Origin of the sequence: Salinimicrobium sp. TH3 (genome assembly GCF_026676115.1) — a bacterium.
In the GTDB taxonomy this organism is placed as follows: Bacteria; Bacteroidota; Bacteroidia; order Flavobacteriales; family Flavobacteriaceae; genus Salinimicrobium.
In genome coordinates, this window is sequence record NZ_JAPONB010000005.1 from 217519 (window position 1) to 243389 (window position 25871).

Annotated in this window: 23 protein-coding genes; 7 read left to right on the forward strand and 16 right to left on the reverse strand. The window is 41.5% G+C overall.

Annotated elements, in window-relative coordinates:
- Positions 1 to 17 precede the first annotated feature (17 nt).
- The 6 genes from OU683_RS10045 to OU683_RS10070 form a co-directional block, all read right to left on the reverse strand.
- The gene (locus tag OU683_RS10045) at positions 18 to 1187 is read right to left on the reverse strand and encodes an acyl-CoA dehydrogenase family protein (RefSeq protein WP_268137791.1); all 1170 of its coding nucleotides are present in this window, start codon (positions 1185 to 1187) and stop codon (positions 18 to 20) included.
- Positions 1188 to 1243: 56 nt separating this feature from the next.
- Positions 1244 to 2122 carry a ComEA family DNA-binding protein gene (locus tag OU683_RS10050; RefSeq protein ID WP_268137793.1) on the reverse strand — a complete coding sequence of 293 codons (879 nt, stop codon included), beginning with the start codon at positions 2120 to 2122 and terminating at the stop codon, positions 1244 to 1246.
- A 15-nt stretch (positions 2123 to 2137) separates the two neighbouring features.
- Positions 2138 to 4225, reverse strand: a complete 2088-nt coding sequence (locus OU683_RS10055) for an amino acid carrier protein (protein ID WP_268137795.1) — start codon at positions 4223 to 4225, stop codon at positions 2138 to 2140.
- 135 nt (positions 4226 to 4360) lie between these two features.
- Entirely contained in the window at positions 4361 to 4591 is a 231-nt protein-coding gene (locus OU683_RS10060; RefSeq protein WP_228915147.1) for a PspC domain-containing protein, read from the reverse strand.
- Between the two features lie 12 nt (positions 4592 to 4603).
- Positions 4604 to 5893 (reverse strand): DUF2851 family protein, encoded by a 1290-nt coding sequence (locus OU683_RS10065; protein WP_268137797.1) that lies wholly within the window; start codon positions 5891 to 5893, stop codon positions 4604 to 4606.
- 78 nt (positions 5894 to 5971) lie between these two features.
- Positions 5972 to 6673, reverse strand: coding sequence for an SGNH/GDSL hydrolase family protein (locus OU683_RS10070; RefSeq protein WP_268137799.1), 702 nt, complete (start codon positions 6671 to 6673; stop codon positions 5972 to 5974).
- Between the two features lie 222 nt (positions 6674 to 6895).
- On the opposite strand from OU683_RS10070, the gene OU683_RS10075 reads away from it, so the two are divergent.
- Together OU683_RS10075 and OU683_RS10080 are read left to right on the forward strand one after the other, a co-directional pair.
- The gene (locus OU683_RS10075; RefSeq protein ID WP_268137801.1) at positions 6896 to 7075 is read left to right on the forward strand and encodes a hypothetical protein; all 180 of its coding nucleotides are present in this window, start codon (positions 6896 to 6898) and stop codon (positions 7073 to 7075) included.
- On the forward strand, positions 7072 to 7449 hold the full coding sequence (locus tag OU683_RS10080) for a hypothetical protein (RefSeq protein WP_268137803.1): 378 nt from the start codon (positions 7072 to 7074) through the stop codon (positions 7447 to 7449). The genes OU683_RS10075 and OU683_RS10080 overlap by 4 nt, the downstream gene beginning before the upstream one ends.
- A gap of 78 nt (positions 7450 to 7527) precedes the next feature.
- Here the strand turns inward: OU683_RS10080 and OU683_RS10085 are convergent, their stop codons facing one another.
- Together OU683_RS10085 and OU683_RS10090 are read right to left on the reverse strand one after the other, a co-directional pair.
- Positions 7528 to 8508, reverse strand: a complete 981-nt coding sequence (locus tag OU683_RS10085; protein WP_268137805.1) for a PLP-dependent cysteine synthase family protein — start codon at positions 8506 to 8508, stop codon at positions 7528 to 7530.
- 92 nt (positions 8509 to 8600) lie between these two features.
- Positions 8601 to 9836 carry an ABC transporter permease gene (locus tag OU683_RS10090; protein WP_268137807.1) on the reverse strand — a complete coding sequence of 412 codons (1236 nt, stop codon included), beginning with the start codon at positions 9834 to 9836 and terminating at the stop codon, positions 8601 to 8603.
- Between the two features lie 8 nt (positions 9837 to 9844).
- Between OU683_RS10090 and OU683_RS10095 the strand changes: the two genes are divergently transcribed.
- Positions 9845 to 11077 (forward strand): exo-beta-N-acetylmuramidase NamZ family protein, encoded by a 1233-nt coding sequence (locus OU683_RS10095; protein WP_268137809.1) that lies wholly within the window; start codon positions 9845 to 9847, stop codon positions 11075 to 11077.
- 69 nt (positions 11078 to 11146) lie between these two features.
- Here the strand turns inward: OU683_RS10095 and OU683_RS10100 are convergent, their stop codons facing one another.
- Together OU683_RS10100 and OU683_RS10105 are read right to left on the reverse strand one after the other, a co-directional pair.
- Positions 11147 to 11518 (reverse strand): four helix bundle protein, encoded by a 372-nt coding sequence (locus tag OU683_RS10100; protein ID WP_268137811.1) that lies wholly within the window; start codon positions 11516 to 11518, stop codon positions 11147 to 11149.
- A gap of 85 nt (positions 11519 to 11603) precedes the next feature.
- Positions 11604 to 12095: a YkgJ family cysteine cluster protein gene (locus OU683_RS10105; RefSeq protein WP_268137813.1), complete on the reverse strand. Its 492-nt coding sequence runs from the start codon at positions 12093 to 12095 to the stop codon at positions 11604 to 11606.
- A gap of 26 nt (positions 12096 to 12121) precedes the next feature.
- Here OU683_RS10105 and OU683_RS10110 point away from each other — a divergent pair, with 26 nt between their 5' ends.
- Both OU683_RS10110 and OU683_RS10115 read left to right on the forward strand, forming a co-directional pair.
- Positions 12122 to 12853 carry a class I SAM-dependent methyltransferase gene (locus OU683_RS10110; protein WP_268137815.1) on the forward strand — a complete coding sequence of 244 codons (732 nt, stop codon included), beginning with the start codon at positions 12122 to 12124 and terminating at the stop codon, positions 12851 to 12853.
- Position 12854: 1 nt separating this feature from the next.
- The gene (locus OU683_RS10115; protein WP_268137817.1) at positions 12855 to 13619 is read left to right on the forward strand and encodes a hypothetical protein; all 765 of its coding nucleotides are present in this window, start codon (positions 12855 to 12857) and stop codon (positions 13617 to 13619) included.
- Between the two features lie 139 nt (positions 13620 to 13758).
- Here OU683_RS10115 and OU683_RS10120 read toward each other — a convergent pair whose 3' ends face one another.
- The 4 genes from OU683_RS10120 to OU683_RS10135 form a co-directional block, all read right to left on the reverse strand.
- Positions 13759 to 15390, reverse strand: a complete 1632-nt coding sequence (locus tag OU683_RS10120; protein WP_268137819.1) for an amidohydrolase — start codon at positions 15388 to 15390, stop codon at positions 13759 to 13761.
- 76 nt (positions 15391 to 15466) lie between these two features.
- A complete protein-coding gene (locus tag OU683_RS10125) occupies positions 15467 to 16600 on the reverse strand; it encodes a hypothetical protein (protein ID WP_268137821.1) in 1134 nt (377 codons plus the stop codon).
- A 208-nt stretch (positions 16601 to 16808) separates the two neighbouring features.
- Positions 16809 to 18539 carry a TonB-dependent receptor gene (locus OU683_RS10130; RefSeq protein WP_268137823.1) on the reverse strand — a complete coding sequence of 577 codons (1731 nt, stop codon included), beginning with the start codon at positions 18537 to 18539 and terminating at the stop codon, positions 16809 to 16811.
- Between the two features lie 19 nt (positions 18540 to 18558).
- Positions 18559 to 21579, reverse strand: coding sequence for a tetratricopeptide repeat protein (locus OU683_RS10135; protein ID WP_268137825.1), 3021 nt, complete (start codon positions 21577 to 21579; stop codon positions 18559 to 18561).
- A 199-nt stretch (positions 21580 to 21778) separates the two neighbouring features.
- Between OU683_RS10135 and OU683_RS10140 the strand changes: the two genes are divergently transcribed.
- Complete coding sequence (locus OU683_RS10140; RefSeq protein WP_228915182.1) at positions 21779 to 22462, forward strand: cell division ATP-binding protein FtsE; 684 nt, start codon at positions 21779 to 21781, stop codon at positions 22460 to 22462.
- 289 nt (positions 22463 to 22751) lie between these two features.
- Here the strand turns inward: OU683_RS10140 and OU683_RS10145 are convergent, their stop codons facing one another.
- Both OU683_RS10145 and typA read right to left on the reverse strand, forming a co-directional pair.
- Complete coding sequence (locus OU683_RS10145) at positions 22752 to 22991, reverse strand: uroporphyrinogen decarboxylase (RefSeq protein WP_268137828.1); 240 nt, start codon at positions 22989 to 22991, stop codon at positions 22752 to 22754.
- A 140-nt stretch (positions 22992 to 23131) separates the two neighbouring features.
- Positions 23132 to 24931, reverse strand: coding sequence for a translational GTPase TypA (typA, locus tag OU683_RS10150; RefSeq protein ID WP_268137830.1), 1800 nt, complete (start codon positions 24929 to 24931; stop codon positions 23132 to 23134).
- A 307-nt stretch (positions 24932 to 25238) separates the two neighbouring features.
- Here typA and OU683_RS10155 point away from each other — a divergent pair, with 307 nt between their 5' ends.
- Positions 25239 to 25832 (forward strand): nuclear transport factor 2 family protein, encoded by a 594-nt coding sequence (locus OU683_RS10155; protein ID WP_268137832.1) that lies wholly within the window; start codon positions 25239 to 25241, stop codon positions 25830 to 25832.
- The last annotated feature ends 39 nt before the right edge of the window (positions 25833 to 25871 follow it).

The window sequence follows — 25871 nt, forward strand, 5'->3', positions numbered from 1 at the left end:
AAACCTGAAACCTTAAACTACTTGGCTGCCGGCTTGTACTCCTTGCCGTCGATAACCATTTTGGCAATGATCTCACGAAGGATCTCCGAAGTACCACCCCCAATAGGTCCTAAGCGGCTGTCGCGAGACAATCTCGCCAAAGGATAATCTTCCATATACCCATAACCTCCAAGGAACTGCAGGCACTTGTAGATCACCTCATCGGCAATTTTTGTAGAAAGCAATTTCGACATACTGGCTTCTTTCACCACGTATACCCCACGATGCATTCTCTCGGCAATGGAATAATTAAATTCTTTTGCCATTTCCACTTCACTGGCCATCTCGGCATAAGTATGGCGCAAAGCCTGGAATTTATCTATAGTTCGGCCAAAAGCCTCTCTTTCTTTCATGTACTGCAGGGTGTAATCAAGTGCAAATTCTGCACGGGCATGAGCGTTGATACCCATGATCAACCTTTCAAAAGCAAAATGCTGCATAATGTATGGGAAACCTTTGCCTTCTTCTCCCATTAAATTTGAGGCGGGAATCTCTACATTATCAAAGGCGATCTCTGCAGTGTCTGATGCTCTCCAACCCATTTTATCAAGCTTGGTAGCCGAGATACCCGGCGTGTCGCGGTCCATAATAAAAATGCTCATCCCTTTAGACTTTAGCTCGGGATTAGTCTTGGCCGCAACCACCAAATAATCTGAATAGACACCGTTGGTTATAAATGTCTTTGATCCATTGATCACATATTTATCTCCTTTTTTCACTGCCGTTGTTCTCATGCCGGCAACATCACTCCCTCCCGCAGGTTCGGTGATACAAAGACATCCTATTTTTTCTCCGCTAATACTTGGAGTAAGGTATTTTTCCTTGATTGCTTCATCTCCCTCTTTTGCCACATGCGTCATGGCAAGGTAAGAATGAGCCCACATAGCAGCGGCAAATCCACCACTGTTGATCTTTTGCAACTCCTCCAGAAAGATTACTGTATAGAAAATATCCAGGTCCAGCCCGCCATATTTCTCGGAATAATTAAGACCGAAATATCCCATCTCTCCAAATTTCTCCCAAATGAAACGCTCAATGGTTCCAGTTTTTTCCCATTTCTCAATATTGGGCACTACCTCTTTCTGTAAAAATTCCTGAAAGCTCTTGCGGAATAATTCGTGTTCTTCTGTAAAATATCTACTGTTCATAAAATTATTTTCTGAATATTATATAACCCAAAATTATTTATGGGAATGAGAAAACCTCAGTTTTCCTGGTCGATCGTCAAATATAGTGCAATTCTGTCTAATTTTTCGAAGGGAAAATTCTTAATCTGCTGTAGTTCCTCCATGCTTTTTATCTCCCCTACCTCTTCACGATATTTAACCACGGCCCGTGCCTGCTCATAATTAAAGAATGGCAGCTCTGTGAGTTGGATAATACTCACCTCATTAAGGTTCCACTTTTCTACAGCCATTTTTGGAACTTCAAACCGCTGCAAGACCCTTTCCACCACCTCGGGAGAAAGACCATAGACATCTTTGAGCTGTACCCCGGCCCGAAAACCTCCAAGGCTGTTACGATAGTTCACTATCCTGGCCGAAAGTTTTTCCCCAATGCCATTGACCTGCTGTAATTCTTCAGCCGTAGCCGAATTTAAATCGGCTTTGGAAAGAGGTGCCGAAAATGCCTTTTTTGACGCTCTGTTTTCTGAGAAAGTTTTTCCGCGGAAATCGGGAAACTTAAATGATGGCGAGAGGATCTTCAGCAAAGAATCTGAAATACCTGTCACCTCCTGAAATTCTTCAGCAGAATTGACCCAATGATCCTGCTCCCTATGCTCGTGAAGCCGGTCAATTTCGGCTATAGACATCCCCAGCATATACCCCTTGTAATCTGAAATATAGTTGGGATTAAAAGACTTTACCGAAAGTGAATCAAGTTCCACAGCATCCTGTTTCAGGGAATCTATAGTTTCCTGAAGCTGATTGGCAATTATCTCTTCTTCAGGATTGGGAGGATTTTCCGAAGAAAAAGGATAAAAGAAATATACTGCCTGCAGGATAACTATAAGAGTAACTAAAACAAAAATCCCATTTTGTTGACTTCTATCGAAAACAAAATGGGATCTCCAGTTATTCATGTATGTTAGTTCGGCCTAAGAAGCTTTTTTCACCCGCTCCTTTGAAGGATTGTGAAAAAGCTCACCGGCTTTTAATTTTCGAGAGTATTCTTTCAGATCTCTTCTCACCTCACCCGACATTATGTAAAGACCTATAATGTTAGGGAAGGACATGGCCAGGATCATCATATCCGAAAAGTCCAGAACTGCTCCAAGACTCACGGAAGCTCCAACTACAACAAACACAAGGAAAAGCGCTTTGTACAGTAGCTCCATATTTTTGCTTTTCCCAAATAAGTAAGTCCAGGCTCTCATTCCATAGTAAGACCAGGAAATCATGGTAGAGAAGGCGAAAAGAAATACTGCAGCCGCAAGCACGTAAGGGAACCATGAAATCACACTACCAAAGGCCGTAGAGGTAAGTTCTACCCCTCCTACTCCTTCAACTTCATGCATTCCGGTAAAAATAAGTACAAGGGCAGTAAGGGTACAAACCACCACGGTATCAATGAATGGTTCAAGAAGCGCCACAAAACCTTCAGACGGCGGATGGTGGGTCTTGGCCGCTGAGTGAGCAATAGCCGCCGATCCAACTCCGGCCTCATTCGAGAATGCCGCTCTTTGGAAACCTACAATTAAAACTCCAATTACACCACCTTTTAAAGCACTGGGGCTAAATGCACCATCCCAGATGGCTGCAAATGCAGGTCCAATATTTTCAATGTTTACTCCAATTACCACTAAAGCTCCAAGGATATATATTGCAGCCATAATAGGAACTACCTTTCCTGTTACTTTGGCAATACTACTTATCCCTCCAATAATTACAATCCCTACAAGGATAGCAACAACTACCCCAAAAAGAAATCCATTTCCTACAAGCGCAGGAAACTCCCCTGCAAGAATGACAAAAGACTGGTTCGCCTGGAACATGTTCCCACCTCCAAACGAGGCTCCAATCGCAAGTATAGCAAAGAAAACTGCCAGGAATTTACCAAAACCGCCCATGTTTCTCTTTTCGAGACCGTAACGAAGATAATTCATAGGACCTCCAAAAACACGACCTTCCGAGTTAATAAAGCGATATTTTACTCCCAGGGTACATTCCACAAATTTTGAAGACATTCCCAGTAGACCTGCAAGGATCATCCACATTGTTGCCCCGGCTCCACCTAAAGAAATAGCTACTGCAACCCCGGCAATATTACCAAGTCCAACTGTACCCGAAACTGCCGTAGCCAACGCCTGAAAGTGCGTTACCTGCCCCGGCGCATTTGGATCATCATATTTTCCTTTTGCAAGATCAAGAGCGTGTTTAAATCCTCTAATATTAATAAAGCCCATCCTTATTGTAAAGAATAATGCTCCGAGAACCAGCCATATTACGATAAAAGGAATATCTTTTTGCTGCAGGTCTCCGTTAGGATGCAGCAATGGCACGGGCTGGTCATATCTTATTGCAGCAAGGTAATGAGCCCCTTGTTCTATGACATGCTCTACATTTTCTGAATTATAAATTACCCCACCCTCTTTCACTAAATATTCTAGGGTTCCGGTTGCATTCGCATAAGCCTGGGTTTCTTCCTCTCCATCCTGAAGCACAATAGCAATTGGCTCCCCTTCTTCAACACGCTCGCCTTCGGCTTTAAGCCATTCCTTAAGAACGAATCGACCCTCGGCACGAGCTTCCCAGTTTGGTGCTGCCACTCTTTTAATATCGGCATAGACAACCGGGTCGTAAATTCCAATTGCCGAAAATGGATCCCAGAACAAAACGCTCCCCATGCTTGCCACAATTGGCGCAAAGGTTCCATTGAAATGCTCGGTAATAGCTTCTGCAGGCACTTTGACTGTTTTGGTGACAGAGTTGTTTGCTGCATCGGTAATCGTCACCGTATATTCTACCCCTTCTACAAGGGCTCCCGCCCTGGAAGCATCCAAAGGTGTTTGCTGGTTGGACCATTTATATTGATAAGGAGGTGTTCCCCCACGCACATCCAGCTCTACAAAACCGTCATTGATCACCTTTGACGGGTTTTCAATCTGGACATCAACCTCTAATTCCTGAGCATAGGAAGACAAAAAGAAAACAGAAAAAAATAATGAAAGTATGGACTTTCTCATATAAGAATTTTAAAATAATATTAAATGGAATTTTCGGCGAAGCAAGATGCTAAAAATATTAACGTTTTCAAATTTTCTGAAGTTAAATTGCAAACGAAACGTTAATCCATGAGAGATAATATGACAGGATCTTTTTTATAGATCAAAAACAGAAGTCCTCTTAGAATAGATCATGTCTTTGAATTTCAGGAGAAAGGCAAGTGTGAGATAAATGGCAAAACCAATCCCAAAGGTTGCAAATGAGAGGTAGATAAAGAAAAGCCGGACATTTTTTGCTCTCATTCCCAGCTTATCGGCAAAGCGTGAGGAAACATAGAACCCATGTCTCTCAAAAAAGTTTCTTATCTGGTTTACCCATTGCTGCATAAAGCAAAGATATTAAATTTGGACTTGCGGTTGAAGTATCTTTAAACCTACTGCACAATTCAAACAGGCTTTTTTATCGCAGTATTCCTTTTTTAATTGCAACAAAGCTTGCGACTCTAAAGCACCAGTGGGAATAGAAGGTCTTAAGGAATGGAATTTTTTAATGACCTCGTTCTGCTCTGCATCTACTGCCTCAATTAATGGTGCTATCTTTTCAAAAGCATCTTTCCCCTTACTTCTTAAATAGGCAAATTTTACGGGGACTACAGTGTTAATGATAAGGAGATCCAGAAATTTCCTGCTCATTTTCTTCTTCCTTGGAGAATGACTGCTGGAAAAAGTATAGTGTGTACTCCAGAACTCATCCAACCTTACCTCAAACAGATCATACACCTGCTGTGGATCCTCCCATTTAAGAAGTTTCGAAAACAATGCAGGATGTTCACTATAAACTACTGCCAATTGTACTAACCTAAGTTCTGGAAAATTATCGGGTCTTAGCCGAAAATACTTTACGGGCATTACTCCGGTATTGGACAAATTAAATTTATGCTTTAAATAAACGTATACCTCCCTTAACCGTAAAAAATGTTGATCCTCGCAATTCCCGTTTAGGATACCCGCCTGCCCCAGCAATAGTGCCTCCATATGGACCTTATTTGCTCGAACTTTCCTTACAATCGAAAATGGAATGGAGGCTGCTATACTAAGAAAAGCTTCTCCATTGATATTTAGCCCGAAACTTTTTGCCAGCATTTGGAAAAGCACTGCTTCCCAATCCCCGGCCATTTTGATTAAAAGCCCTTCTATAAGGGAAGATCTTTTTTCAAGCCTTTCCACATAAAGTCTTTCCAGCCAGTTATTCATTAAAAAATCATCTATGACAGGAAAATCCTGTTCACAGTTGATCCATCTGGAAGAGCCCTCGGTACAAAGGTTTTGATAACTGTTAAGACTTTCCCGGGAAACAAGTTGCTGTACCTCCATAACGGGAAGCGGGGAATTATCTTTTCGGAAAATTTCCACATCATGTATCCACACCACATGTAGAATTACATTATCATAGGCCGGGTCGGTCTCATGTCCATGCATGTACCAATCGGAGGAACGGAGGTGAATCTCCACATTACCTGCCCATTCCTGGTTACCAATGAGCAGCCGGGAATTAAAGAAATCGGGGCCGGAAAATTCATTATGCCGACCGGGCGAAATAACCCTAACTGCATTCCCATCCACAGTTTTCATCTCCTGAAGATCGAATTTTTGAAACTGCCATAGGTAATGTAAATAATCCTCCCGCATCAAATAAAAGTATGGAATTTTTCCATACACCTCTAAGAATCAGTTAAATAAAATGCAGGAGAAGCCTTACAAATACTGTTATTTTTTTATAGCGACTTTTTGCCTTACTTCTTCATAAAAATGATCTACCCACTGGCGATACATTTCCCCACTTGGATGCAGGTCATCTTCTGCAATAAGCTCAGGCTCATTGGCGGCCTTGCGTGAAATTGGAGTAATATCATAAAAATCCACATTGAATTCTGAAGCTACTTCTTCAAAAATCCTGTTGAATTCATCAAGTTCCTTTCCAATTTCCTCAGCTCTTTCCTCTCCGAAAGGAGTAACTCCATAATCGGGGATACTTACAGCAAAAACTCCCTCTGCTCCACTTTGGGAATGTGAAATCGCTCTTTCGAAGATCTCGTAAAGATCATCACGATAAGCTTCTATAGACTTTCCCTGGTATTGATTATTAACCCCTATTGAAACAGAGACAAGATCAAATTTCTCATTGTTGAGTTGAGCCTCCATGGCGCTTAGCAGATCCTGCGTGGTCCAGCCCGTTGTGGCAATTATTCTGGGATCTTCAATGTCAAGACCTTCTTTTTGTAGTCTTTCCACGAGTTGCACCGGCCATCTCATCTCTACCCCGACACTTTCTCCAATGGTATACGAATCGCCCAAAGCAAGATATCCTAGTGCATCTTCCTGGACGACAGTAACATTTTCAGATTCATTTTCTTTACAGCCTGTAAGCAGGACAATTAAGCACAATGGTAACAGATAAGTAAATTTCATAGGATCAGTTTTTTTGAATCTACTAAAATATATTTTTCTCCCGCAGCACCACCACTCCTCCCCTAAAATTTATAAACTCAGCCACATATTGAAACCCCGGGAAATAAAATTGTGTGGTCCCGTGTCTTTTGTGCAGATAAAGATTCTTAATTCCCGGTTAAACCGGCTGCTGTCCCAAGAAGTTTCCGGTAAAAATTTTATCTTATTCAAAAATCATTAGATATGAAGCCAGAGCAGCCTGAGCCCGGCGGGCAGAATCCGGAAAAATATAAAAATACCTCCCCTTCCAAAAATGAGAGTAAATTCATGAGCGGACTTAAAAAAGTGGGATTCAACGTTTGGTTAGCGGTAATGATCATTGGCGGGGCCCTGGCATTTATTACAGCTCTTTTTCTGATATGAGAAATATTTATCTGCTGTTTTTTATTTGCTTTGGAATTTTCCTTGGAAATTTAATCGTACTTAATCTTCCTTTACAACTGCCCACCTTCTTCTCCTCCTATCTTAACGACCTGCTGTGCATGCCTATAGTTTTGAGTGTTTGTCTTTTCGTGATCCGAAAGATCAGCAAAAGGAAAGATCTAAAAATTTCACTTTTTTCTGCTTTTTCTCTCGCGGCACTTTATTCTATTTACTTTGAATGGTACCTTCCTGAAATTACAACAAGATATACTCAGGATGTGGTCGATGTACTGCTGTACTTCGGCGGAGCCTTAATTTTCTGGCTGATCCAGAGATCTGAAGCATCATCACAAAAGCTTCAGTATGAGAAATAAAAAAAGCTGTCTAAAAAAGACAGCTCTTTACTATTTTATTTTACCAGGTACTGGTTCCTGAATATTGTCTCCCGGTTCTTACTCTATATATCCCATTTTTCGCATCCAGTCATCATTGAACATTTTCCCTACATAACGGCTGCCGTGATCGTGGAATAAAATTACTACTACATCATCCTTTTTGAAATGCTCTTTTAGCTGAAGTAAACCCTTGATCGCAGCTCCTGCACTATTCCCAAGGAACATTCCTTCTTCCTTAGCAAGTCTTTGGGTGTAGATAGCGGCATCTTTATCAGTCACTTTTGTAAAGCCATCAATAATATCAAAGTCAACATTCTTAGGCAAAATATCTTCTCCAATCCCTTCTGTCACATAAGGATATATCTCCTTCTCATCAAACTCTCCGGTTTCGTGGTACTTTTTAAAAACTGAGCCATAAGTATCCACACCCCAGATTTTCACATTTGGATTCTGCTCCTTCAGGTATTTTCCAACCCCCGAGATGGTACCGCCCGTTCCCACTCCAACAACAAAATGAGTAACTTTACCATCGGTTTGTCTCCAAATTTCAGGCCCTGTACTCTCATAATGAGCTTTGGTATTCGAAAGATTGTCATATTGGTTGACATACCAGGAATTTGGTGTTTCTTCAGAAAGACGTTTGGAGGTAGAATAGTAAGACTGAGGATCATCTGGTGCCACATCGGTGGGACAAACGACTACCTCACTGCCTACGGCACGTAAAATGTCAATTTTTTCCTTGGATTGCTTATCGGCCATGACACAAATCATCTTATAACCTTTTACAATAGCAGCAAGAGCAAGACCCATTCCCGTATTTCCTGAAGTCCCTTCAATAATAGTTCCTCCCGGCTTTAAAAGTCCGGCAGCTTCGGCATCTTCGATCATTTTCACTGCCATCCGGTCCTTAACCGAGTTGCCCGGATTAAAAGTCTCATATTTTGCCAGCACCAGTGCATCTATACCTTCTGTCAATTTATTCATCTTGACGAGAGGCGTATTTCCAATAGTACCTAATATATTTTCAGCGTATTCCATGTCTTAATTTTTCGGCTGCAAAGGTAAGAAAAAAAGCAGCTTTTAAAAGAGTTCAAAAGAGGTGCCAAAAATGCCGTTTTTGGAAGGTGCTTCTAATCAAACTTCATTGCTTTGACGGGAGAGATCCTGGTAATTATAAATGAGGGGATAAGCAACATGAGCATACATAGAAGCAGAGTTCCCAGGTTCACTCCCAAAATATATTCCCAACCCAGATAAACAGGCGCTTCGGTCACATAATAAGTTTCGGGATTAAGAGGGATGAGTTTAAGGTATTTTTGCGCAAACAGTAAGCCCAGGCCGATCAAGTTCCCCCAGAACAGCCCGAGAAGAATAAGATATCCGGCGTTGTACAGAAAGATCTTTCTTATGATCCAGTCGCTGCTTCCCAGCGCTTTCATGATCCCAATCATTTGCGTTCGTTCCAGAATAAGCACCAGCAAAGCCGTGATCATGTTAATTCCTGCCACCAGGATCATAATCCCAATAATAAGTGCAATGTTAAAGTCAAACAACGACAACCACTCAAAAATGGAGTAATACTGCTGCTTTATTGTGCGCGTATCAAGGAAGGAGCCGGTGTTTTCATAAATCTCCTGTCCTTTCTCTTCCAGTTGACTGAAATCTTCAAGAAAAACCTCAAAATTCCCCACCTGATCTTTTTCCCAGCGGTTAATACGTTGCACGTGCCGTATGTCGCCTAACATATATAGCTCATCAAATTCCTGAAACCCCGAATTGTATATACCTTTTACCTCAAAAGCCCTTGTCAAAGGAGTTCTGCTGCTTTCGTCCCGCAAAAAGTAGGTGATCGCTTTGTCCCCAACCTCCAGGCCCAGGCGGTTTGCGGTGTATTTTGATATAAGAACCTCATCATTGAGGCTTCCGGACACATCGGGCATTTCCCCTTCAACAAGAAAATCCTCAAAATATTCCCAGTTGAAATCGGTTCCCACCCCTTTTACAATAATCCCTTCAAAATCGGTTTCAGTGCGAATCACTCCGCCCAGGTATGCTGTTGCCTGAATATGCTCAACCCCGTCGACCCCGGTAAATTCGGGATAAAAATCCTGATCTGTTGAAATTGGCATCAATGACACCTGTGAATTATTGTTATCGTAGCTGGAAATGGTAATATGGCCAGTAAAAGCCGACATTTTTTCCCTTATCTTTTGCTGTAGGCCAATTCCTGTCGCAAAGGCAACCAGCATCATGATCACCCCTAAGGCAATAGCCACAATCGCTATTTTTATTATAGGGGCCGATATGCTACTTTTGTGCTGCTTCGAACTTATGAGGCGTTTGGCGATAAAGAATTCCAGATTCAAGAGTAGCTATGAGTTTAAGATTTTTCAAAAGTACATTTTTATTCCTATTTATTGCCGCTATGGCCTGCGGAAACAACCCGGGAAAACCTTCTCCTGTTCCTGCTGAAGTCAGTAAGGATTCGATAACTGCTGAAGCTGTGCAGGAACTAAAACTCGGCGCCGAAAGAACCGCCTTTTTTTTGCCCTTTTTGGAAGGTAAAAAAATCGGTCTGGTGGGCAACCAGACAAGTATCATTCCCACTGAAGCCAAAAATGTGCATCTCGTAGACACGCTGCTGTCTCTTGGAGTTGATCTTCGGAAAGTCTTCGCTCCGGAACACGGTTTTCGAGGCACAGCCGATGCCGGCGAGGCAGTTGAAGATGGTAAGGATCCACGCACGGGGCTTCCGGTAATTTCCCTCTACGGAAACAACAAAAAACCTTCTGCACAACAACTTGCAGGTCTTGATGTTTTGATCTTTGATCTTCAGGATGTGGGGGCCCGATTCTACACATACATCTCGACACTACATTACGTAATGGAAGCAGCTGCCGAAAATAATATTCAGGTTATTGTTTTTGACCGTCCTAACCCAAACGGGCATTACATCGATGGGCCGGTTCTCGAACCTGAACATAAGAGTTTTGTAGGAATGCACCCTATCCCGGTGGTACACGGAATGACAATAGGAGAGTATGCGAAAATGATCAATGGGGAAGGCTGGCTAAAAGATGGAATCCAGGCGCCTTTACAGGTGGTCGAAATGGAAAATTATAACCGGGATGCATCTTATAAGCTGCCGGTCAAACCATCCCCAAACCTGCCAAATACTAAAGCAGTCAACCTTTATCCCAGCCTGTGCTTTTTTGAAGGAACCAATGTGAATGCGGGACGCGGAACCTCGAAACAATTTCAGGTGTTTGGTTCCCCATTCCTTCCGAAGGAAAAATTTCCTTTTTCCTATGTTCCGGAATCTAACGAAGGGGCAAAATCTCCAAAGCACATGGGAAAAACCTGCTATGGCAAAGACCTTTCAGAAACCAACCGGCTGGACTCAATTAACCTGGAATGGCTTATAGAAGCCTACGCACATACCTCTCAAAAAGGGGAGTTTTTCAATTCCTTTTTCACCAAGCTTGCGGGGACCACTACACTTCGCCAACAAATTGAGGCCGGTAAAAGTGCAGAAGAGATTCGTGCTATTTGGAAAGCCGGGTTGGAAGAATTTGCAAAGGTCAGGAAGAATTATTTATTGTATTAAAGAAGTTACAGGTTTCAGGTTTCAGGTTCCAGGTTCCGGGTTTCAGGTAAAATGAACTAAGCTTTTTATTCAGGTTTTCCAGGAGCTTTCGACGTACCTAATGAAGGAAAGAATTTTTGCTCCTAGCTTTTCGTAATCCTTCTTTAATATCTCATTCCCTGACATTATCCCCGGATACAAAAAATTCAGTTTCTCTAGATGTGAGATAGTTTCGTCACTACTTGCGTGAGCGTATACTAGAAATTTCAGAAAATCTGCTTTATATCTTTTTCTTCCGTACCCCTCAACAATGTTAGTTGTAATTGAATCGGAGGACCTCCGTAACTGACTACCCAACTCGTACATTTCATATTTTGGAAGGCGTAGAGTTAATGGATGAACTTTATAAAAAAGTTGCAGTGCTGAGGTGTATATTTCCAGATCCCAATAAGAAGTACTCATTGTTTTTTTTCTTTAAGATAAAAAGAAAAGCTTTAAATTCTATGGTATGCTCTAATTCGGATTTCGCCGTGCAACTTGCAACGCTCTATGGTAGTCGCTTTTTCATCTCCTCCACAATATTATATGCTGCGGGACAGATGCCTACATTTTTAATGGTGAGATTGGAGATCTTGTGGAAGTCTTTTCTGTTTGTATGAGGAAATTCGCTGCAGGCTTTGGGGCGAACGTCGTAAATGAGACAGTAATTATCGGGAGCGAGAAAGGCGCAGGGCACTTCCTGTAGCACATAATCATTATCTTCATCTATGCGCAGGTATTGATCGATAAACTGCTGGGGTTTTAAACGCAGATGCCTGGAAATACGTTCTATGTCCTTGTTGGTAAAAAGAGGGCCTGTAGTTTTGCAACAATTGGCACAATTAAGACAGTCGGTACGGCGGAATTCCTCCTCGTGCAGCTCCTGCATTTGAAGATCTAAATGCTTTGGTGGCTTCTTTTTAAGCTGGGAGAAAAACTTCTTATTCTCCTTATGTTTATCTTTGGCCCTTTGCGGGAGCCCATTTAACTCATCCTGCATGCTGCAAAGATAAACAGAACCAACACGTGAACAAGTTAAAAAACGATCCCGATATTTTTGGAAAAGCTATAACTGCATTCTTTGAAACCGGTGACGAAGAGGATATAATAGTCCACTCGCCCGACTTTGATAATGATGTGATCCCCGTGCCTTACCTCTTTAGAGGTTATAAGGAAATGCCAAAGCTGGAACAAAAAGCTTTACAACTGTGCCGCGGAAAAGTGCTTGATGTGGGTTGCGGCGCCGGAAGCCACTCTCTTTACCTGCAGGAGGAACGAAAGCTTCAGGTTACTGCCATAGACACTTCGGCCGGAGCTATAGATATTTGTCAAAAACGTGGTATCTCAGATGCACGAAACATTGCCTTTGAAAAACTTTCCGAAGAAAAATTTGACACTATCCTGCTGCTCATGAACGGCACGGGAATCGTAGGAAAAATGAAATTCCTTGACAACTTTTTTAAGCAACTCAAAAATTTGCTGGCCAAAGATGGACAGGTGATCATTGACTCATCAGATCTTATTTATCTTTTTGATGCCGATGAAGATGGAGGTGTTTGGGTTGACTCTTCAAAAGGTTATTACGGGGAACTTACTTACAGTTTAAGTTATAAAAGTGAAACTTCAGCAAGATTCGACTGGTTGTACCTTGATTTTGATTCATTATCTTTAGCAGCATCAAAGAATGGATTTGATTGTGCAAAAATCTATGAAGGAGAACATTACGACTACCTGGCAAGGCTAACAATAAAAAAATAAAATGAGGGGGAAATATTTTTTTAGCTGGATCTTTTTTTTGCTTTTTTTAACCGGATGTAGCCCTGATGATCCTGCAAAGGCACCTTCTGCGCATAGAAATGACCTCGTTTTAGGAGCTTCGGCAAGAGATTATCTAAGCGATGAATTATTTACTTCAATGGAGCTGGAAGTAGTCTACGTGACAGGACACGAACCTGCAGAAGAAGCTTTACAAAGCCTCTCCACATTTCTCAACAAGTACATTAATAAACCGGACGGAATCTCCATTAAGAAGAGGGCCATTGCCAGTCCCCAGGATGATACGTACTCTATTGAAGAGATCAAAAGTGTAGAGAAAAAAAACCGGACAGCTTTTTCAAAGGATAAGAAACTTGCAACTTTTATCTTTTTTGCCAATAATAAAAGTGAAGATAGCGAAAACCGCCACAGAATCCTGGGTAAAGCATATATGAATACCTCCATGGTGGTTTTTGAAAATGAAATTGATGAAATGGCAGGTACCATCTCAAGGAGTGAAGTACAAACTGTAACGCTGCACCATGAATTTGGTCACCTCTTCGGGCTGGTAGATAATGGATCCCCTGCTCAAAGTGCACACGAAGACACAAATAAAGAATACCGGGCCCATTGTAATGTAGATGGATGTCTAATGGCTGCTGCTATAGACATTAGCTCCTCTCCCCTTAGCTTTTTTGAAAATGGGCAAAAGGTCATTGATTTCGATGAAAAGTGTAAGCTGGACCTCAAGGCCAATGGAGGAAAGTAAGCCCCTGGCTTACTATTCAAAATTCAAAATCAAGGTTCAAAATTTGTTAGTTTCTAATCGAACATGAAAAATAAAATCCTTCAAAGATATTTTTTAAAGGGTTTTCAGATTCTGAATTCGTACGTCTAAACCCGTACTTCTAATAAACTTTCTTACCACCCAAATAGGTAGCGCTGGCTTTCATGTCTGGAATTTGTTCTTCGGAAACCTTCATGATATCCCTGTCTAAAATGACAAAATCTGCAAACTTTCCTGGCTCTATTGATCCTTTTTCATCTTCCTCAAAATTGCTGTAAGCGGCCCATATTGTCATTCCGCGCAAAGCTTCTTCCCTGGTGAGGGCCTGTTCGGGCATATAGCCGCCTTCCGGATAATTTTTAGTGTCTTTACGTGCTACCGCGGCGTAAAATGTAAGGAAGGGACTCACCTGCTCCACAGGAAAATCTGTTCCAAGGGCGATGATCCCCGCTTCATCCAGTAACTTTTTGTATGCATAGGCTCCTTTCTCCCTCTCCGGCCCCAGCCTTTCCTGTGCCCAATACATGTCACTGGTGGCATGTGTTGGCTGCACTGAAGGAATAATATTTTTACTGAAGTATTTAAAATCTTCGGGAGCTATGACCTGTGAATGCTCCACTTTCCAGCGTCTATCTCCCGCATCTGCAAGAAGGGAATCATAAGTCTTCAACACAACAACATTAGCCGAATCCCCGATTGCGTGAGTATTCATTTGATATTCTGAACCGGCAATGCGCGCCGCAGTTGCTTTAAAGTCGGCTACCGAAGATAGTAAGGCTCCAAAATGATTGTGCTTATCTGAATAAGGCTGTTTAAGAGCGGCTCCTCTTGACCCCAAAGCCCCATCTGCATAGAATTTCACAGCACGTACATTAAGTTTATCTGTCTTAAAAGGTTTCCTGTCAAGGAAATAATCCAGATTCTCCTTTGTGTTACTAATCATTGCATAAATCCTTACATCCAACTCTCCTGTTTGCTGCAAACTGTCAATGAGTTCTATTGTAGAACGATCTAAACCTGCATCATTAACTGTTGTTAAACCATACTGAAAAACCTCTTTTTGAGCATCCAGCAAAGCAAAAGTCTGATCTTCTAAACTTGTTTGAGGAACAGCGTTCTCCACCAGTGCCATTGGATTATCAATGAGGATCCCGGTTAATTCTCCATTCTTCTTTTCAATTTCTCCACCTTCAGCAGGAGTATTTAGGGTAATACCGGCAGCATCCAGCGCCGCCTGATTCGCCAATAAAGCATGCCCGTCAATGCGGGTTATGGCTACAGGAGTATCGGGGAACAATACATCAAGAGTGTCCTTCACGGGAAATTCCTTTACTTCCCAATCGTTCTGATCCCATCCCCGACCAACGATAAAATCGGAATTCTTTTCCTTTTGAAATTCAGTGATACGAGCGACCACTTCTTCAAAACTCTTGGTGCCGGTAAGGTTAACCGTTTGCATGGTAGACCCAAGACCGTAGAAGTGAGCATGGGCATCAATTAAACCGGGGAGAATTGTTTTTCCCTGGGCATCGAAGACTTCGGCGGCATTGTATTTCTCCTGCAGATCTTTCGAAGAACCAACAGCGAGGAACTTTCCGTCTTTCACTACAAAGGCTTCCGCAGTAGAAAATTCATCATCCACGGTATACACATTGGCGTTAATTACAAGAAGATCGGCTTCTTCTTTATTAATGTCATTGCAGCCAAAGAAAATTCCGAAGCTAAGAATGGAAAAAAATATTTTCTTGATCATTGTTTAGAGATTTAGGGTAAAAATAGAAAATGCGCTCCAAACCGGAGCGCATTTATATCATTTTGAGCAATGGAGATTAAATCCAGCCTACAATTGCTTCCCAAATGGCTTCACGAATATCGGGGTTGGCACCGGCTGCAAGAGCAATGGAAATGAATAACCCGATCATGGCATAGGAGAAATCTTTAAATATCATTCTGCCTGCTTTTTTACGGTGCTTTTTACCTTTTTTGGTACGTGCAAGACTCACTGCAATTTCCCTTCCTCCAATAACTCCCAGGAATACCCAGGTGGTACTCATTGGAACTGTACTAATAAAAAGTTTATAGATCAACAGGATCACATAAGTTGCATCAATTAAAGTTGCTGCCCTTATGTCTGAAATCCTCGCCTTTTCACTCACCACTTGCTGTATCTTATCTCCCCTTAGGTAGAACAGGAGACCAAGACCTACAAAAATAGTGACGGAAAAAATTATAAACTGCATGAAGTCAAGCTGTCGTGGAAGGAATACCGCTATGTTCGCACCATCCTGCATCACCCATACACCCCATAATGTACCACTCACAAGCCACTGAACAATATTCCAGCTTTTGTTGAATTTACGGCTCTTGAAGTACTTTTTAATGGTGTTATAGGATAAGTACCAAACCAAGAATGACAGCACAAAAGCCATGATATACCCCGTCCAGGACTTCCATACTACAGAGGTAATCCCCGAGGTATCTGCACTAAAGACACTTAATATAAGAAAGGTAGTAGATACCGGCATCCTTAACCTTGTAAGTATTAAAAGTACAAGGGGTGCAATGATCTGGAAAAAGCTAAAATTCTCGGGATGAGGATATTTTGTCGTTCCATCTGGGTTCAATAGTCTTTGGTAGGTGACATCTCCATCAAAAACTATCCAGCTATAGGTAACTACGGCCAGAAAAATAATCCCAATAAATAGCCACATCGTCCACCACTTGCGGCTCTTATTACTTTCGATAAAGGTTCCCAGCGACTGTATACTGTCATTAGCCACAGTTGCATAAGCGGCGAAAAAGAATCCAAGCCACATCCCGGCCTGTCCATAACCTGTAAGAATTCCTGCCAGAACGAGTCCCACAATTACTATGGCAAGGAATGTTTTTTCCTGAACCATGAAATCGAGCACGTTCAAATACGGCCGGTTCCTTTTAATCCTGTTAAATTTAGCTTTTGCCATTTCCTAATTATAGGTTTTCAAAAATTTCTTAAAAATGCGAATATAACTTCTTTTATCCCTTTTTGGGGCTGCAAAAATATATACTTGCATATATCCACTGTTTAATTCCTATGTTATCTAATTGTTAAGAATTCTTTAAATCCAATATTCCTGGAAGTTGAGCATAAAAAAAGCCGGTAAAAACCGGCTTTTTCGCACTTCATTAATTTTATCTTCCGAAGTCAAACTTGTAGGTAGCTCCTGCCAGCACCTGCAGCCCTAAAACGGGATAATCTGCCCACTTCTCGTAATTATCCCCCAAAAGGTTATGACCACGGGCAAATATGGAAAGCCTGTTATTAAATCTATATCCAAGATTTGCATTAAGATCAACATAAGAATCCAGGGTGACACTTTCTTCTACAACAGGAGTTCCCGAAGTAAAATCAAACGTACCGTAATCTTCCCGCTCACCAACTATAAAAATATTGCCCCCTGCAAACCATTTTTCTGTGATTTGATAATCGGCTAATAAATTCGCTTTGAAGTCTGGCAGGTTCCAGGCCTCATCCTGCTCATCGGTATCATACACAAAGTATTCAGCATTGATACGCAGGTTAAGTTTGCGATTTACATCGAAGTTGAGTTCCCCAAATGCCGAAATAGTACTCACCTTGTCATAAACAACTGCAAATGAATTCCCGAAAGCATAAGGTGGCCTGCTCAGGGCTTCAGAAGGATCGGAAGGCGTGGACACAAAGAGTGGCCTAAAATCTTCGGCCATATATTTTAAACGGGTATTATAACCTATACTGCTGGTTAATTTTCCTTTTGCACCTACGTAAGCTTTATATTGTTGATCTGTAGATGCTATTCCTACTCCCGGAGTAAGAAAAGGGTTCTCGTTCGTAAATTCATAATAAGAATTCTGTCGCAGTTCTCCTTCAAGACCGGCGTAAGCAATAAAATAATCTCCGGCAGCGCGATAGCTTGCAGTGACCTGCGGGTAAACATATATCCCGCTGTCACTGTTCTCTGAATCATAGCTGTAATAGATCGCAGCACCCAAATTAAGAGTAAGATCGTCTCTAAGCACAACTAGACTCGAGGCCAGTCCAATATTCATATAACTGTAATTAATTTCCTCAGAATCGCCGATAGCTAGAGAAGAACTACCATTTAAATAGTCTAAAATCACATTGGTATGAAACAATTCGCCACCAATAGGAATTTCAAGCGTTGGTTTAAATGTAAGACGGTGTTCGTTAGATTCAAAGTCATCACCAAAATATCGGTATTTGACTTCTGCCCTGTCAAAAAAGGCCTTTTCCCAGTTAATTTCCCCACCAGCATATACACTGTAGTAATTATGCTGGGGATCGATATCATCGATAATGTTATTACTTACCTCATCCACGCGTACTCCATACCAGTTAAATAGTCGGTGCTCTACCCCAAATTCGGTGTTCCAGATGAGATTTCGGTTTCTTGAAGAGTAATTAAGATTGAGTTCTGTATCGTAATAATTATCCTCCAGTTCCACACCGTCAATCCCACCTTGAGCCGAATTATGAGTGAGGAAAATTCCGAAGTTATCGGTCCTGGTGACTTCAATATTGCTGTAGAACTCGGCTAAAGCACTGGTGTAGGTACCAAAACCAAGGGTGATGTAATTATCATACAGCTTTGGCGGACGCTGGCGCTCCACGGTTGTAGCCCTTCCTTTGGCAGGGGCAAAAGTGGAGGCAACCGGAACAGAAAATATGCTGTATTGTACAGGTCTTTTTTCAAGGTTCACTGAATCTGATATTTTTGGAGTCTCCCTTATTTTGGAGGCATCACTAACAGTAGGGGTATATGGTTTCACCACTTCTACCGTTTCGCTCCCAAGGTCCTGGGCATATGTGAAGCCGGTAAAAAATAAGAACATGATAACTACACTTAACGAGTTGATTTTCATGGGAAGGCTTTTATGTATTTTAATTGTTGGTTTCTACAGAAGCATTGGTCCTTGCTTCCTGTGCTTTTATCCTGGCTAGTTCCTGTTTGGCTTCATTTACAACTTCGGGGAACTGGGTGAAATTCTTGATCACGTTATCCAGAATGTAAGTGGCCTGGTAAGCATCACCTAAGGCATAGAAATTCTTCGCCATCAACACCAGCCCTTTTGCACCAAATAATTTGTAACCCGAATAATCTTTGGCTAAGCGCTGTACAGCATCATTTGAAGCCTGGAAGTTTCCGGCTTTGTTCTTGAAATAAGCATCATAGTACAATGCCTCGGCTGCCAGCTCTCCGGTGGCCGATTTCTGCACTTCGGCATAAGCTCTTTTTGCGCGCTCTTCATTTCCCGTTCTCATAGCGGCACGGGCAATGATCACCTGCGCATCGTTTTTAGCACTGGTTTCGGCATTTGGATTTGCCAGCACCTTTTCGGCATAACTTACAGCTTCATCATATTTTCCTGTTTCCAGGTAAGACTTCATGAGGTTAGACTGTGCAAAAATGGTATTTTGAGCAAAAGATGCTTGAGATTCAAGACGCTTTAACAGCGGAATAGCTTCGGAATAATTGCTGTTTTCCAGGTAAACTTCGGAAAGTCTCGCAAGAGATTGCTCGAGATATTCTGATGCCGATCTTCCAATCACATATTTGTAATGCGGAATGCTTTTCTCCCTGTTTCCTTCACGGAAATATAATTGCCCCAGGTAAAAATGAGCCTGTACCGAATGTATTCCGTTAGGGAATTTTACAAGGTATTTGTCCAGCGCAGTAATGGCCGCTGAAGTATTGTTGTTTTGGTACTGTTTTTCGGCAGATTCAAAGGTGGTGTTATCAAGATCTACATCGGTCACTTCCACAAAATCCAGATCTTTAACCCAGTTTGCATATTCATCTGTTCTACCCAGATCTACATAAATAAGTCTGGCCGTACTTACTGCCTGGATAGCTTCAGCCGAATTAGGAAAATCGGCTACTACTCTTTTCATCTTTTCCAGCGCCTGGTTAGGCTTATCATTGTTGTAATAGATCAAGCCCTGCTTAAGCAAAGCCTGCGGGACGAAAGTGCTGCCGGGAACATCTCTAATAAGCCTGTTATAGGCTTCCATCCCCTGGCTGGTATTGTTCATCGCTACATAAGTATTACCGAGTTCATAGGCTGCATCATCCCGATATGAAGAGCGGGGATATTTCTTAAGAAATTCGGTTAACTCCTGAATTTTGGTCTCATTGCGCTGCACAAAACCATAGCTTATTGCTTTCTGAAAAGCTGCATAATCATTTTCGGATCCATTAAGAGCGATTGCAGCATTATAAGCATCCATGGCAGGCCAGTAGCTACTGTTCACAAAATGGCTGTCTCCCAATCGCACAAAGGCATCATTCCTCCTGCCCCGATCTTTAGAAGCATCATTAGCGTAGCGCTTAAAGAACTCTATCGATCTTCCGTAATCGCGCTGTTTAAAATACGCGTAACCTATATTATAATCAAGGTTTTCCTTTTCTGAAGCTCCCTGTGCACCACTCATACCGGCAAATTCCCGGTAGCCAATCAGGGCTTCATCAAAATTGCGCAGGTTAAAATCGGTCTCAGCTTTCCAGAAGGTTGCCAGGGCCGTAAAGCGGGGGTCACGTCTTTCTGTAAGGGCAAGATCAAAATATTCCTTTGCTTCACGATACTTTCCTTCTTCAAAAAGTTCCAGTCCGCGATAAAATGCCACTTGCTGGTAAACTACATTATTTTGAAAATTGCGGTTTCCTTTGAGAAGACGCATTGCTTCTTCATAGTTCTTCGAAGTAATAAAAGAGTTGATGAGCAACTCATTAATTTCCTCTTTGGCAGGAGAATTGGGATAAGCCTCCAGGTAGTTCATTAAAACCTGTGGCGTACTTGCATAACTGTTCCCAATCTCGTAGCTCAATTTAGCGTAATTGAGTGCAGCATCGGCCTTGATCTCAGGATTGAAATCCATCTCGCTGGCATTCTTAAATGCATTGAGTGCCTGCTGCTTTTTATCATCTTTTAGGTAAGACTGGGCAAGGTGATAATATGCATTTTGGGCGACGGCATTTTTCCCATCAATGATCTTGTTGAATTCGGAAATGGCAGCCTCATAATTTCCCTGCTGAAAATAGGCGTAACCTAACTGGTAATAATCTGTGTTGTTCCACTTCCCTCTTTCCCCCTGGTATTCTTTTAAATAAGGAATAGCTTTTTCGTACTGTCCAAGGTTAAAATAGCTCTCCCCAATAATTTTATTTAGTTCGGACCTGTCGCGGCGATCGGCCCGGGGTAATTGCTCCAGTCCAAGTTGAATAGCTTTTTCAAAATTCCCCTGCTTAAAATTCATATCGGCCTGGAAGTAAGAAAGATCTTCCTCGTAACGTTCAGTGTCCTCTACCTCCTCAAAAAGGGCATTTGCCTGCTCATAATCATCCCCCTCATAAGCCATAAAGCCCAGGTAGTATTTAGCCTGGGAACCATATTTTTTGGAGTCTTTTACTTTGCTCAAATATTCTTTAGCTTCTTCAGGCTGATTTGCCTTAAAGTAAGCGTAACCATTATTGAAGTTAAAACGTTCCTTTTCAGCTTTGCTTAAGTTCCTTTGATCAACCGTGTCATACCACTTGCGGGCAAGAGAATACTTTCCTGTTTCAAAATAATAGTCGGCCACATCGAGATAGGCTGCATTGGTTTTGGTGCTGGTAGGATAACGCTCCACAAAATCCTCCATGAGCGCATCGGCTCCCGGTTGATTTAAGCGAATAGCAGCATTGGCTATATAATAGGCGGCATTGGCCTTGATCCTTTCATCATCCACTTCATCCTGTACTTCATCAAATAAGGTTTGTGCGGCAAGATATTGCTGATTGTTGTATAACTCCAGGGCGCGGTTATAATCGGCCAGTTCATTTGTCTGAATAGCAGATTGTTGTGAAAAACCTAAAACCGAAGAAAAAACAAGGACAACAAAAAGGCAGATTTTGCAATGTTTCATTCGTAAATTTTATTTTGTTGATGATTCAAAGATATAAGAAACTCTAAGGTAATAACGCCTATGTTGTAAGATAAATTATGTCTTTCCGTTAAATGAAACCTAAAATTTCCTTCGAAAAATTTCGGCAGAAGAAAAGCAACACAAGCTCATATATTTACGTTCTCTTTCTTACTTTTACCTCTCAAAAATGTGATTTTTCATGTCCAATAATGTTCTGTACCTAAAAGACGCTGCCATTTATCAACGGGAGACCCTTATCCTTTCTGAAGTTAATATAGAGATCGAAAAAGGGGAATTCGTTTACCTCATCGGGAAAACCGGAACAGGAAAAAGTAGTTTCATGAAAACCCTTTATGGCGATCTTCCTCTAACCGAAGGTGAAGGCCAGATAGTGGATTACGATTTGCGCACGCTTAAGGAAAAAGATATCCCGTTCCTGCGCCGCAAACTTGGTGTCGTATTTCAGGATTTTAAGCTGCTCAACGATCGTAATGTCAATGAGAACCTGCTGTTTGTACTTAAAGCTACGGGCTGGAAAGACAGGGCATCTATGGATGCCAAAATCGAGGAAGTTCTTAAAAAAGTAGGAATGGGCACCAAGGGTTTTAAAAACCCCTACCAACTTTCGGGAGGAGAGCAACAACGTATAGCCATCGCCCGTGCGCTTCTTAATGACCCCGAACTCATTTTAGCCGATGAACCCACCGGAAACCTCGACCCACAAACTTCGGTTGAAGTGATGGAGGTCCTTCAACAAATCAGTAAAAACGGAAAAACCATTCTCATGGCTACTCATGATTACGCTTTACTGCTGAAGTATCCTTCCAAAACCCTCAAGTGCGACGGACAAAAAGTATTTGAGGTGGTTCAAAAAACAGTGTAACGGAAGCAACAAATCCCAGGCACCAAATTCCAGGCAACAAATTCCAAGCAGCAAATCTCAGGCAACAAATTCGAAAGAAGCCGAAAGACAACCGAATTTAAGCTCTTATTTTTAGGTTAAAGGATAATACTGCTTCCTCATTGGGAGATTGCTTGGCTTACTGCGTGTGCTCGCAAGGACGGTTCAAAACAAAACCAGCGCACAAAGAAAACACCTTCCAAAAATGACATTTTTGGAAGGTGTTTTCTGTAATTCTAACTTTTTACCTCGTTCTTCTTCACTTTAACTTCTAACCTTCAGTGTTCTTCCGGTTAATGAAGAGGTAATAAATATTGATAAGAATAATAGCACCGTTTGTTATAGTGATTGGCAAGGAATCAAGAAGAATTCCGTAGGCGACAAATAAACCGCAGCCAAGACTGTTGATGTATCTTAAGGTGGTTATGTTTCTCATTAGGAAGGACAATAGCAAAAAGAAAGATGCCAGGTATCCAATCCATTCTATGTAAGATATTCCAAGTATTTCCATTTTAATTTCAGGAGTTAAAATTTATAGATTCAAGATCGGGAAGGTCGCTTTCACTGTTTCCCGGGTTATTAAAAGAATTTAAAATATAAGAGCCGCCAAAATTACGAATTTTGGCGGCTCTTAATATATATTTCCCTTAATTAAAAGGTCTTATTTCTCTTTCTGTCGTTCTCTGTAAGATAGATCTTTCTTAGACGTATATGTTTTGGCGTAACCTCAACATATTCATCCTTTTGAATATATTCCAGTGCCTCTTCAAGAGAGAACTTTATTGCCGGAACTATCTTCGCTTTATCATCTGCCCCAGAAGAACGTACGTTGGAAAGCTTCTTGGTTTTAGTAATGTTCACCACCATATCATCCTGGCGCGAGTTCTCTCCAATTACCTGACCTTCATAGATATCTTCTCCCGGATCAACAAAAAACTTTCCACGATCCTGAAGTTTATCTATAGAGTAAGGAATAGCTTTTCCTTTTTCCATGGATACCAAAGAACCGTTTTGACGCTCTGGAATTCCTCCTTTAAGCGGCTGATATTCCTTGTACCGGTGTGCCATAATTGCTTCTCCAGCAGTAGCAGTAAGCAGTTGATTACGTAATCCTATAATACCGCGTGAAGGAATCTGGAACTGGATGGTCATCCTGTCTCCTTTTCCCTCCATGCTCAACATTTCACCTTTTCTCATAGTCACCATCTCCACTGCTTTTCCAGAAACATCTTCAGGAAGGTCAATGGTTAACTCTTCAATAGGTTCGCATTTCACTCCGTCAATCTCCTTGATGATCACCTGTGGCTGACCAATTTGAAGCTCATAGCCTTCACGACGCATGGTTTCAATTAATACAGATAAGTGAAGAACACCACGACCAAACACCATAAATTTATCGGCACTATCGGTCTCCTCCACTCTAAGGGCAAGATTCTTTTCAAGCTCCTTCATTAGACGTTCCTTGATGTGTCTCGAGGTAACGAATTTCCCGTCTTTTCCAAAGAAAGGGGAATCGTTGATGGTGAACAACATGCTCATTGTTGGTTCATCAATAGCGATTGTTTTAAGTCCTTCAGGATTTTCAATATCGGCAACAGTATCCCCAATTTCGAAACCTTCAAGTCCAACAATAGCACAAATATCTCCCGCCTGTACTTCTTCTATCTTTCTACGGCCAAGACCTTCAAAAGTATGTAATTCTTTAATTTTAGTTTTCTTGATGCTGCCATCTCTCTTCACAAGCGCAACCTGCATTCCTTCTCTCAAAGTACCGCGTTGAAGACGACCAATTGCGATCCTTCCCGTAAAAGAAGAAAAGTCAAGAGAAGTAATCAACATTTGTGGAGACCCTTCTTCAATTTTTGGTGAAGGAATATGCTCAATAACCATATCAAGCAAAGGCTCAATATTCTTAGTCTCATTTCTCCAGTCGTCACTCATCCAGTTATTCTTGGCCGAACCATAGACTGAAGGAAAATCAAGCTGCCATTCTTCGGCACCAAGTTCGAACATCAAGTCAAAAACTTTCTCATGCACTTCCTCGGGAGTACAGTTCTCTTTATCAACTTTATTAATTACCACACAAGGTTTCAATCCAAGGTCAATAGCTTTTTGAAGTACAAAACGCGTTTGCGGCATTGGACCTTCAAAAGCATCTACCAAAAGCAGTACACCATCGGCCATGTTCAACACCCTTTCAACTTCTCCTCCAAAGTCGGCGTGACCTGGGGTATCGATGATGTTAATCTTTGTTCCTTTATAAACTACGGAAACATTCTTAGAGGTAATGGTAATCCCACGCTCCCTTTCAAGATCATTGTTGTCAAGGATAAGATCCCCGGTATTTTCGTTTTCCCTGAATAGCTGACAATGGTACATAATTTTATCTACCAGAGTAGTCTTTCCGTGGTCAACGTGTGCGATAATCGCGATATTCTTAATAGCTGTCATATAAACGCCTGATTTTTAAAGGCTGCAAAGGTACGTTTATTTTTTCCATTTAAAATAGCCTTGCTTTGATTTAAATTTAATTTTAGCAGCCATTTAACGACATGACCTTCAGATAGTTAACTAAGATGCCTTATTAGTGAGCCTTCCTGGCGTAACATTTAAAAAAAGGAATAGCATCTATAAAGCCCAAAAACTGAGACTCCTCATATTTTAAGATTGTAAAATTCATTTAAAGATCATAATTCCTTAATTTTAAGTAATTGTGCTCCAATATTTTACACGAATAAGAATTAAAAATATAAGTGCTATGAAGTCAATAAAAAAATGGAAGAAAAAGAATTTGCTGCTCTGGATTGTAGTACTGGGATTATTTGTTTGGAGTCAACCCGTTACAGCCCAGGTGGATGGTAAACCGAGCCTTGACTTTCCTATGGAGGAAGAACTAATTCAAAAGGCCAAAGAAACAGTTAAAGCTTATGAAATGGGGAATTGGGACGCACTCAGGGAACATTCTGATGCAGATGCAATGTTTTACAACCTGGGAAGCTACGACAGCCTTAGCCTAAAAGAAACAATAAACTACTGGAGCAAAGGCCGTGAGATCGCCACTCCTGTATTGGCCGAAGATGGTGTATGGCTGGGAGTGACTGTTCCCGAAGGCCCAAGAGAGGGCAACTGGGTTTTACATTGGGGATATAATACCCTTAGTTATCCTAATGGTGAAACTATTAGCTTTCCATATCACGTCGCTTTAAAGTTCAAGGATGATAAAGTGAGTCGCGCTCATTTTTATTATGACAACAACAGGATAATTCGCGGACTGGGTTATGAAATTCGACCCCCGTTTGATGAAGAGCTGAATGACAGTTTATCGCAAGGTGATAAAAGTGGCAACCATTAGTAACCCAAAGCCCGGTGCGTATAAAATTTCCAAAAAAGG

Excerpts from the sequence above, each read along its gene's own strand:
- typA (WP_268137830.1), bottom strand. The coding sequence starts at position 24,931 with ATGACAGCTATTAAGAATATCGCGATTATCGCACACGTTGACCACGGA.
- OU683_RS10055 (WP_268137795.1), bottom strand. The coding sequence starts at position 4,225 with ATGAGAAAGTCCATACTTTCATTATTTTTTTCTGTTTTCTTTTTGTCT.
- OU683_RS10145 (WP_268137828.1), bottom strand. The coding sequence starts at position 22,991 with ATGGAAATACTTGGAATATCTTACATAGAATGGATTGGATACCTGGCA.
- OU683_RS10100 (WP_268137811.1), bottom strand. The coding sequence starts at position 11,518 with ATGAGTACTTCTTATTGGGATCTGGAAATATACACCTCAGCACTGCAA.
- OU683_RS10155 (WP_268137832.1), top strand. The coding sequence starts at position 25,239 with ATGAAGTCAATAAAAAAATGGAAGAAAAAGAATTTGCTGCTCTGGATT.
- OU683_RS10095 (WP_268137809.1), top strand. The coding sequence starts at position 9,845 with ATGAGTTTAAGATTTTTCAAAAGTACATTTTTATTCCTATTTATTGCC.
- OU683_RS10130 (WP_268137823.1), bottom strand. The coding sequence starts at position 18,539 with ATGAAAATCAACTCGTTAAGTGTAGTTATCATGTTCTTATTTTTTACC.
- OU683_RS10085 (WP_268137805.1), bottom strand. The coding sequence starts at position 8,508 with ATGGAATACGCTGAAAATATATTAGGTACTATTGGAAATACGCCTCTC.
- OU683_RS10140 (WP_228915182.1), top strand. The coding sequence starts at position 21,779 with ATGTCCAATAATGTTCTGTACCTAAAAGACGCTGCCATTTATCAACGG.
- OU683_RS10045 (WP_268137791.1), bottom strand. The coding sequence starts at position 1,187 with ATGAACAGTAGATATTTTACAGAAGAACACGAATTATTCCGCAAGAGC.
- OU683_RS10105 (WP_268137813.1), bottom strand. The coding sequence starts at position 12,095 with ATGCAGGATGAGTTAAATGGGCTCCCGCAAAGGGCCAAAGATAAACAT.
- OU683_RS10120 (WP_268137819.1), bottom strand. The coding sequence starts at position 15,390 with ATGATCAAGAAAATATTTTTTTCCATTCTTAGCTTCGGAATTTTCTTT.
- OU683_RS10075 (WP_268137801.1), top strand. The coding sequence starts at position 6,896 with ATGAAGCCAGAGCAGCCTGAGCCCGGCGGGCAGAATCCGGAAAAATAT.
- OU683_RS10070 (WP_268137799.1), bottom strand. The coding sequence starts at position 6,673 with ATGAAATTTACTTATCTGTTACCATTGTGCTTAATTGTCCTGCTTACA.
- OU683_RS10050 (WP_268137793.1), bottom strand. The coding sequence starts at position 2,122 with ATGAATAACTGGAGATCCCATTTTGTTTTCGATAGAAGTCAACAAAAT.
- OU683_RS10125 (WP_268137821.1), bottom strand. The coding sequence starts at position 16,600 with ATGGCAAAAGCTAAATTTAACAGGATTAAAAGGAACCGGCCGTATTTG.
- OU683_RS10115 (WP_268137817.1), top strand. The coding sequence starts at position 12,855 with ATGAGGGGGAAATATTTTTTTAGCTGGATCTTTTTTTTGCTTTTTTTA.
- OU683_RS10080 (WP_268137803.1), top strand. The coding sequence starts at position 7,072 with ATGAGAAATATTTATCTGCTGTTTTTTATTTGCTTTGGAATTTTCCTT.
- OU683_RS10135 (WP_268137825.1), bottom strand. The coding sequence starts at position 21,579 with ATGAAACATTGCAAAATCTGCCTTTTTGTTGTCCTTGTTTTTTCTTCG.
- OU683_RS10060 (WP_228915147.1), bottom strand. The coding sequence starts at position 4,591 with ATGCAGCAATGGGTAAACCAGATAAGAAACTTTTTTGAGAGACATGGG.
- OU683_RS10065 (WP_268137797.1), bottom strand. The coding sequence starts at position 5,893 with ATGCGGGAGGATTATTTACATTACCTATGGCAGTTTCAAAAATTCGAT.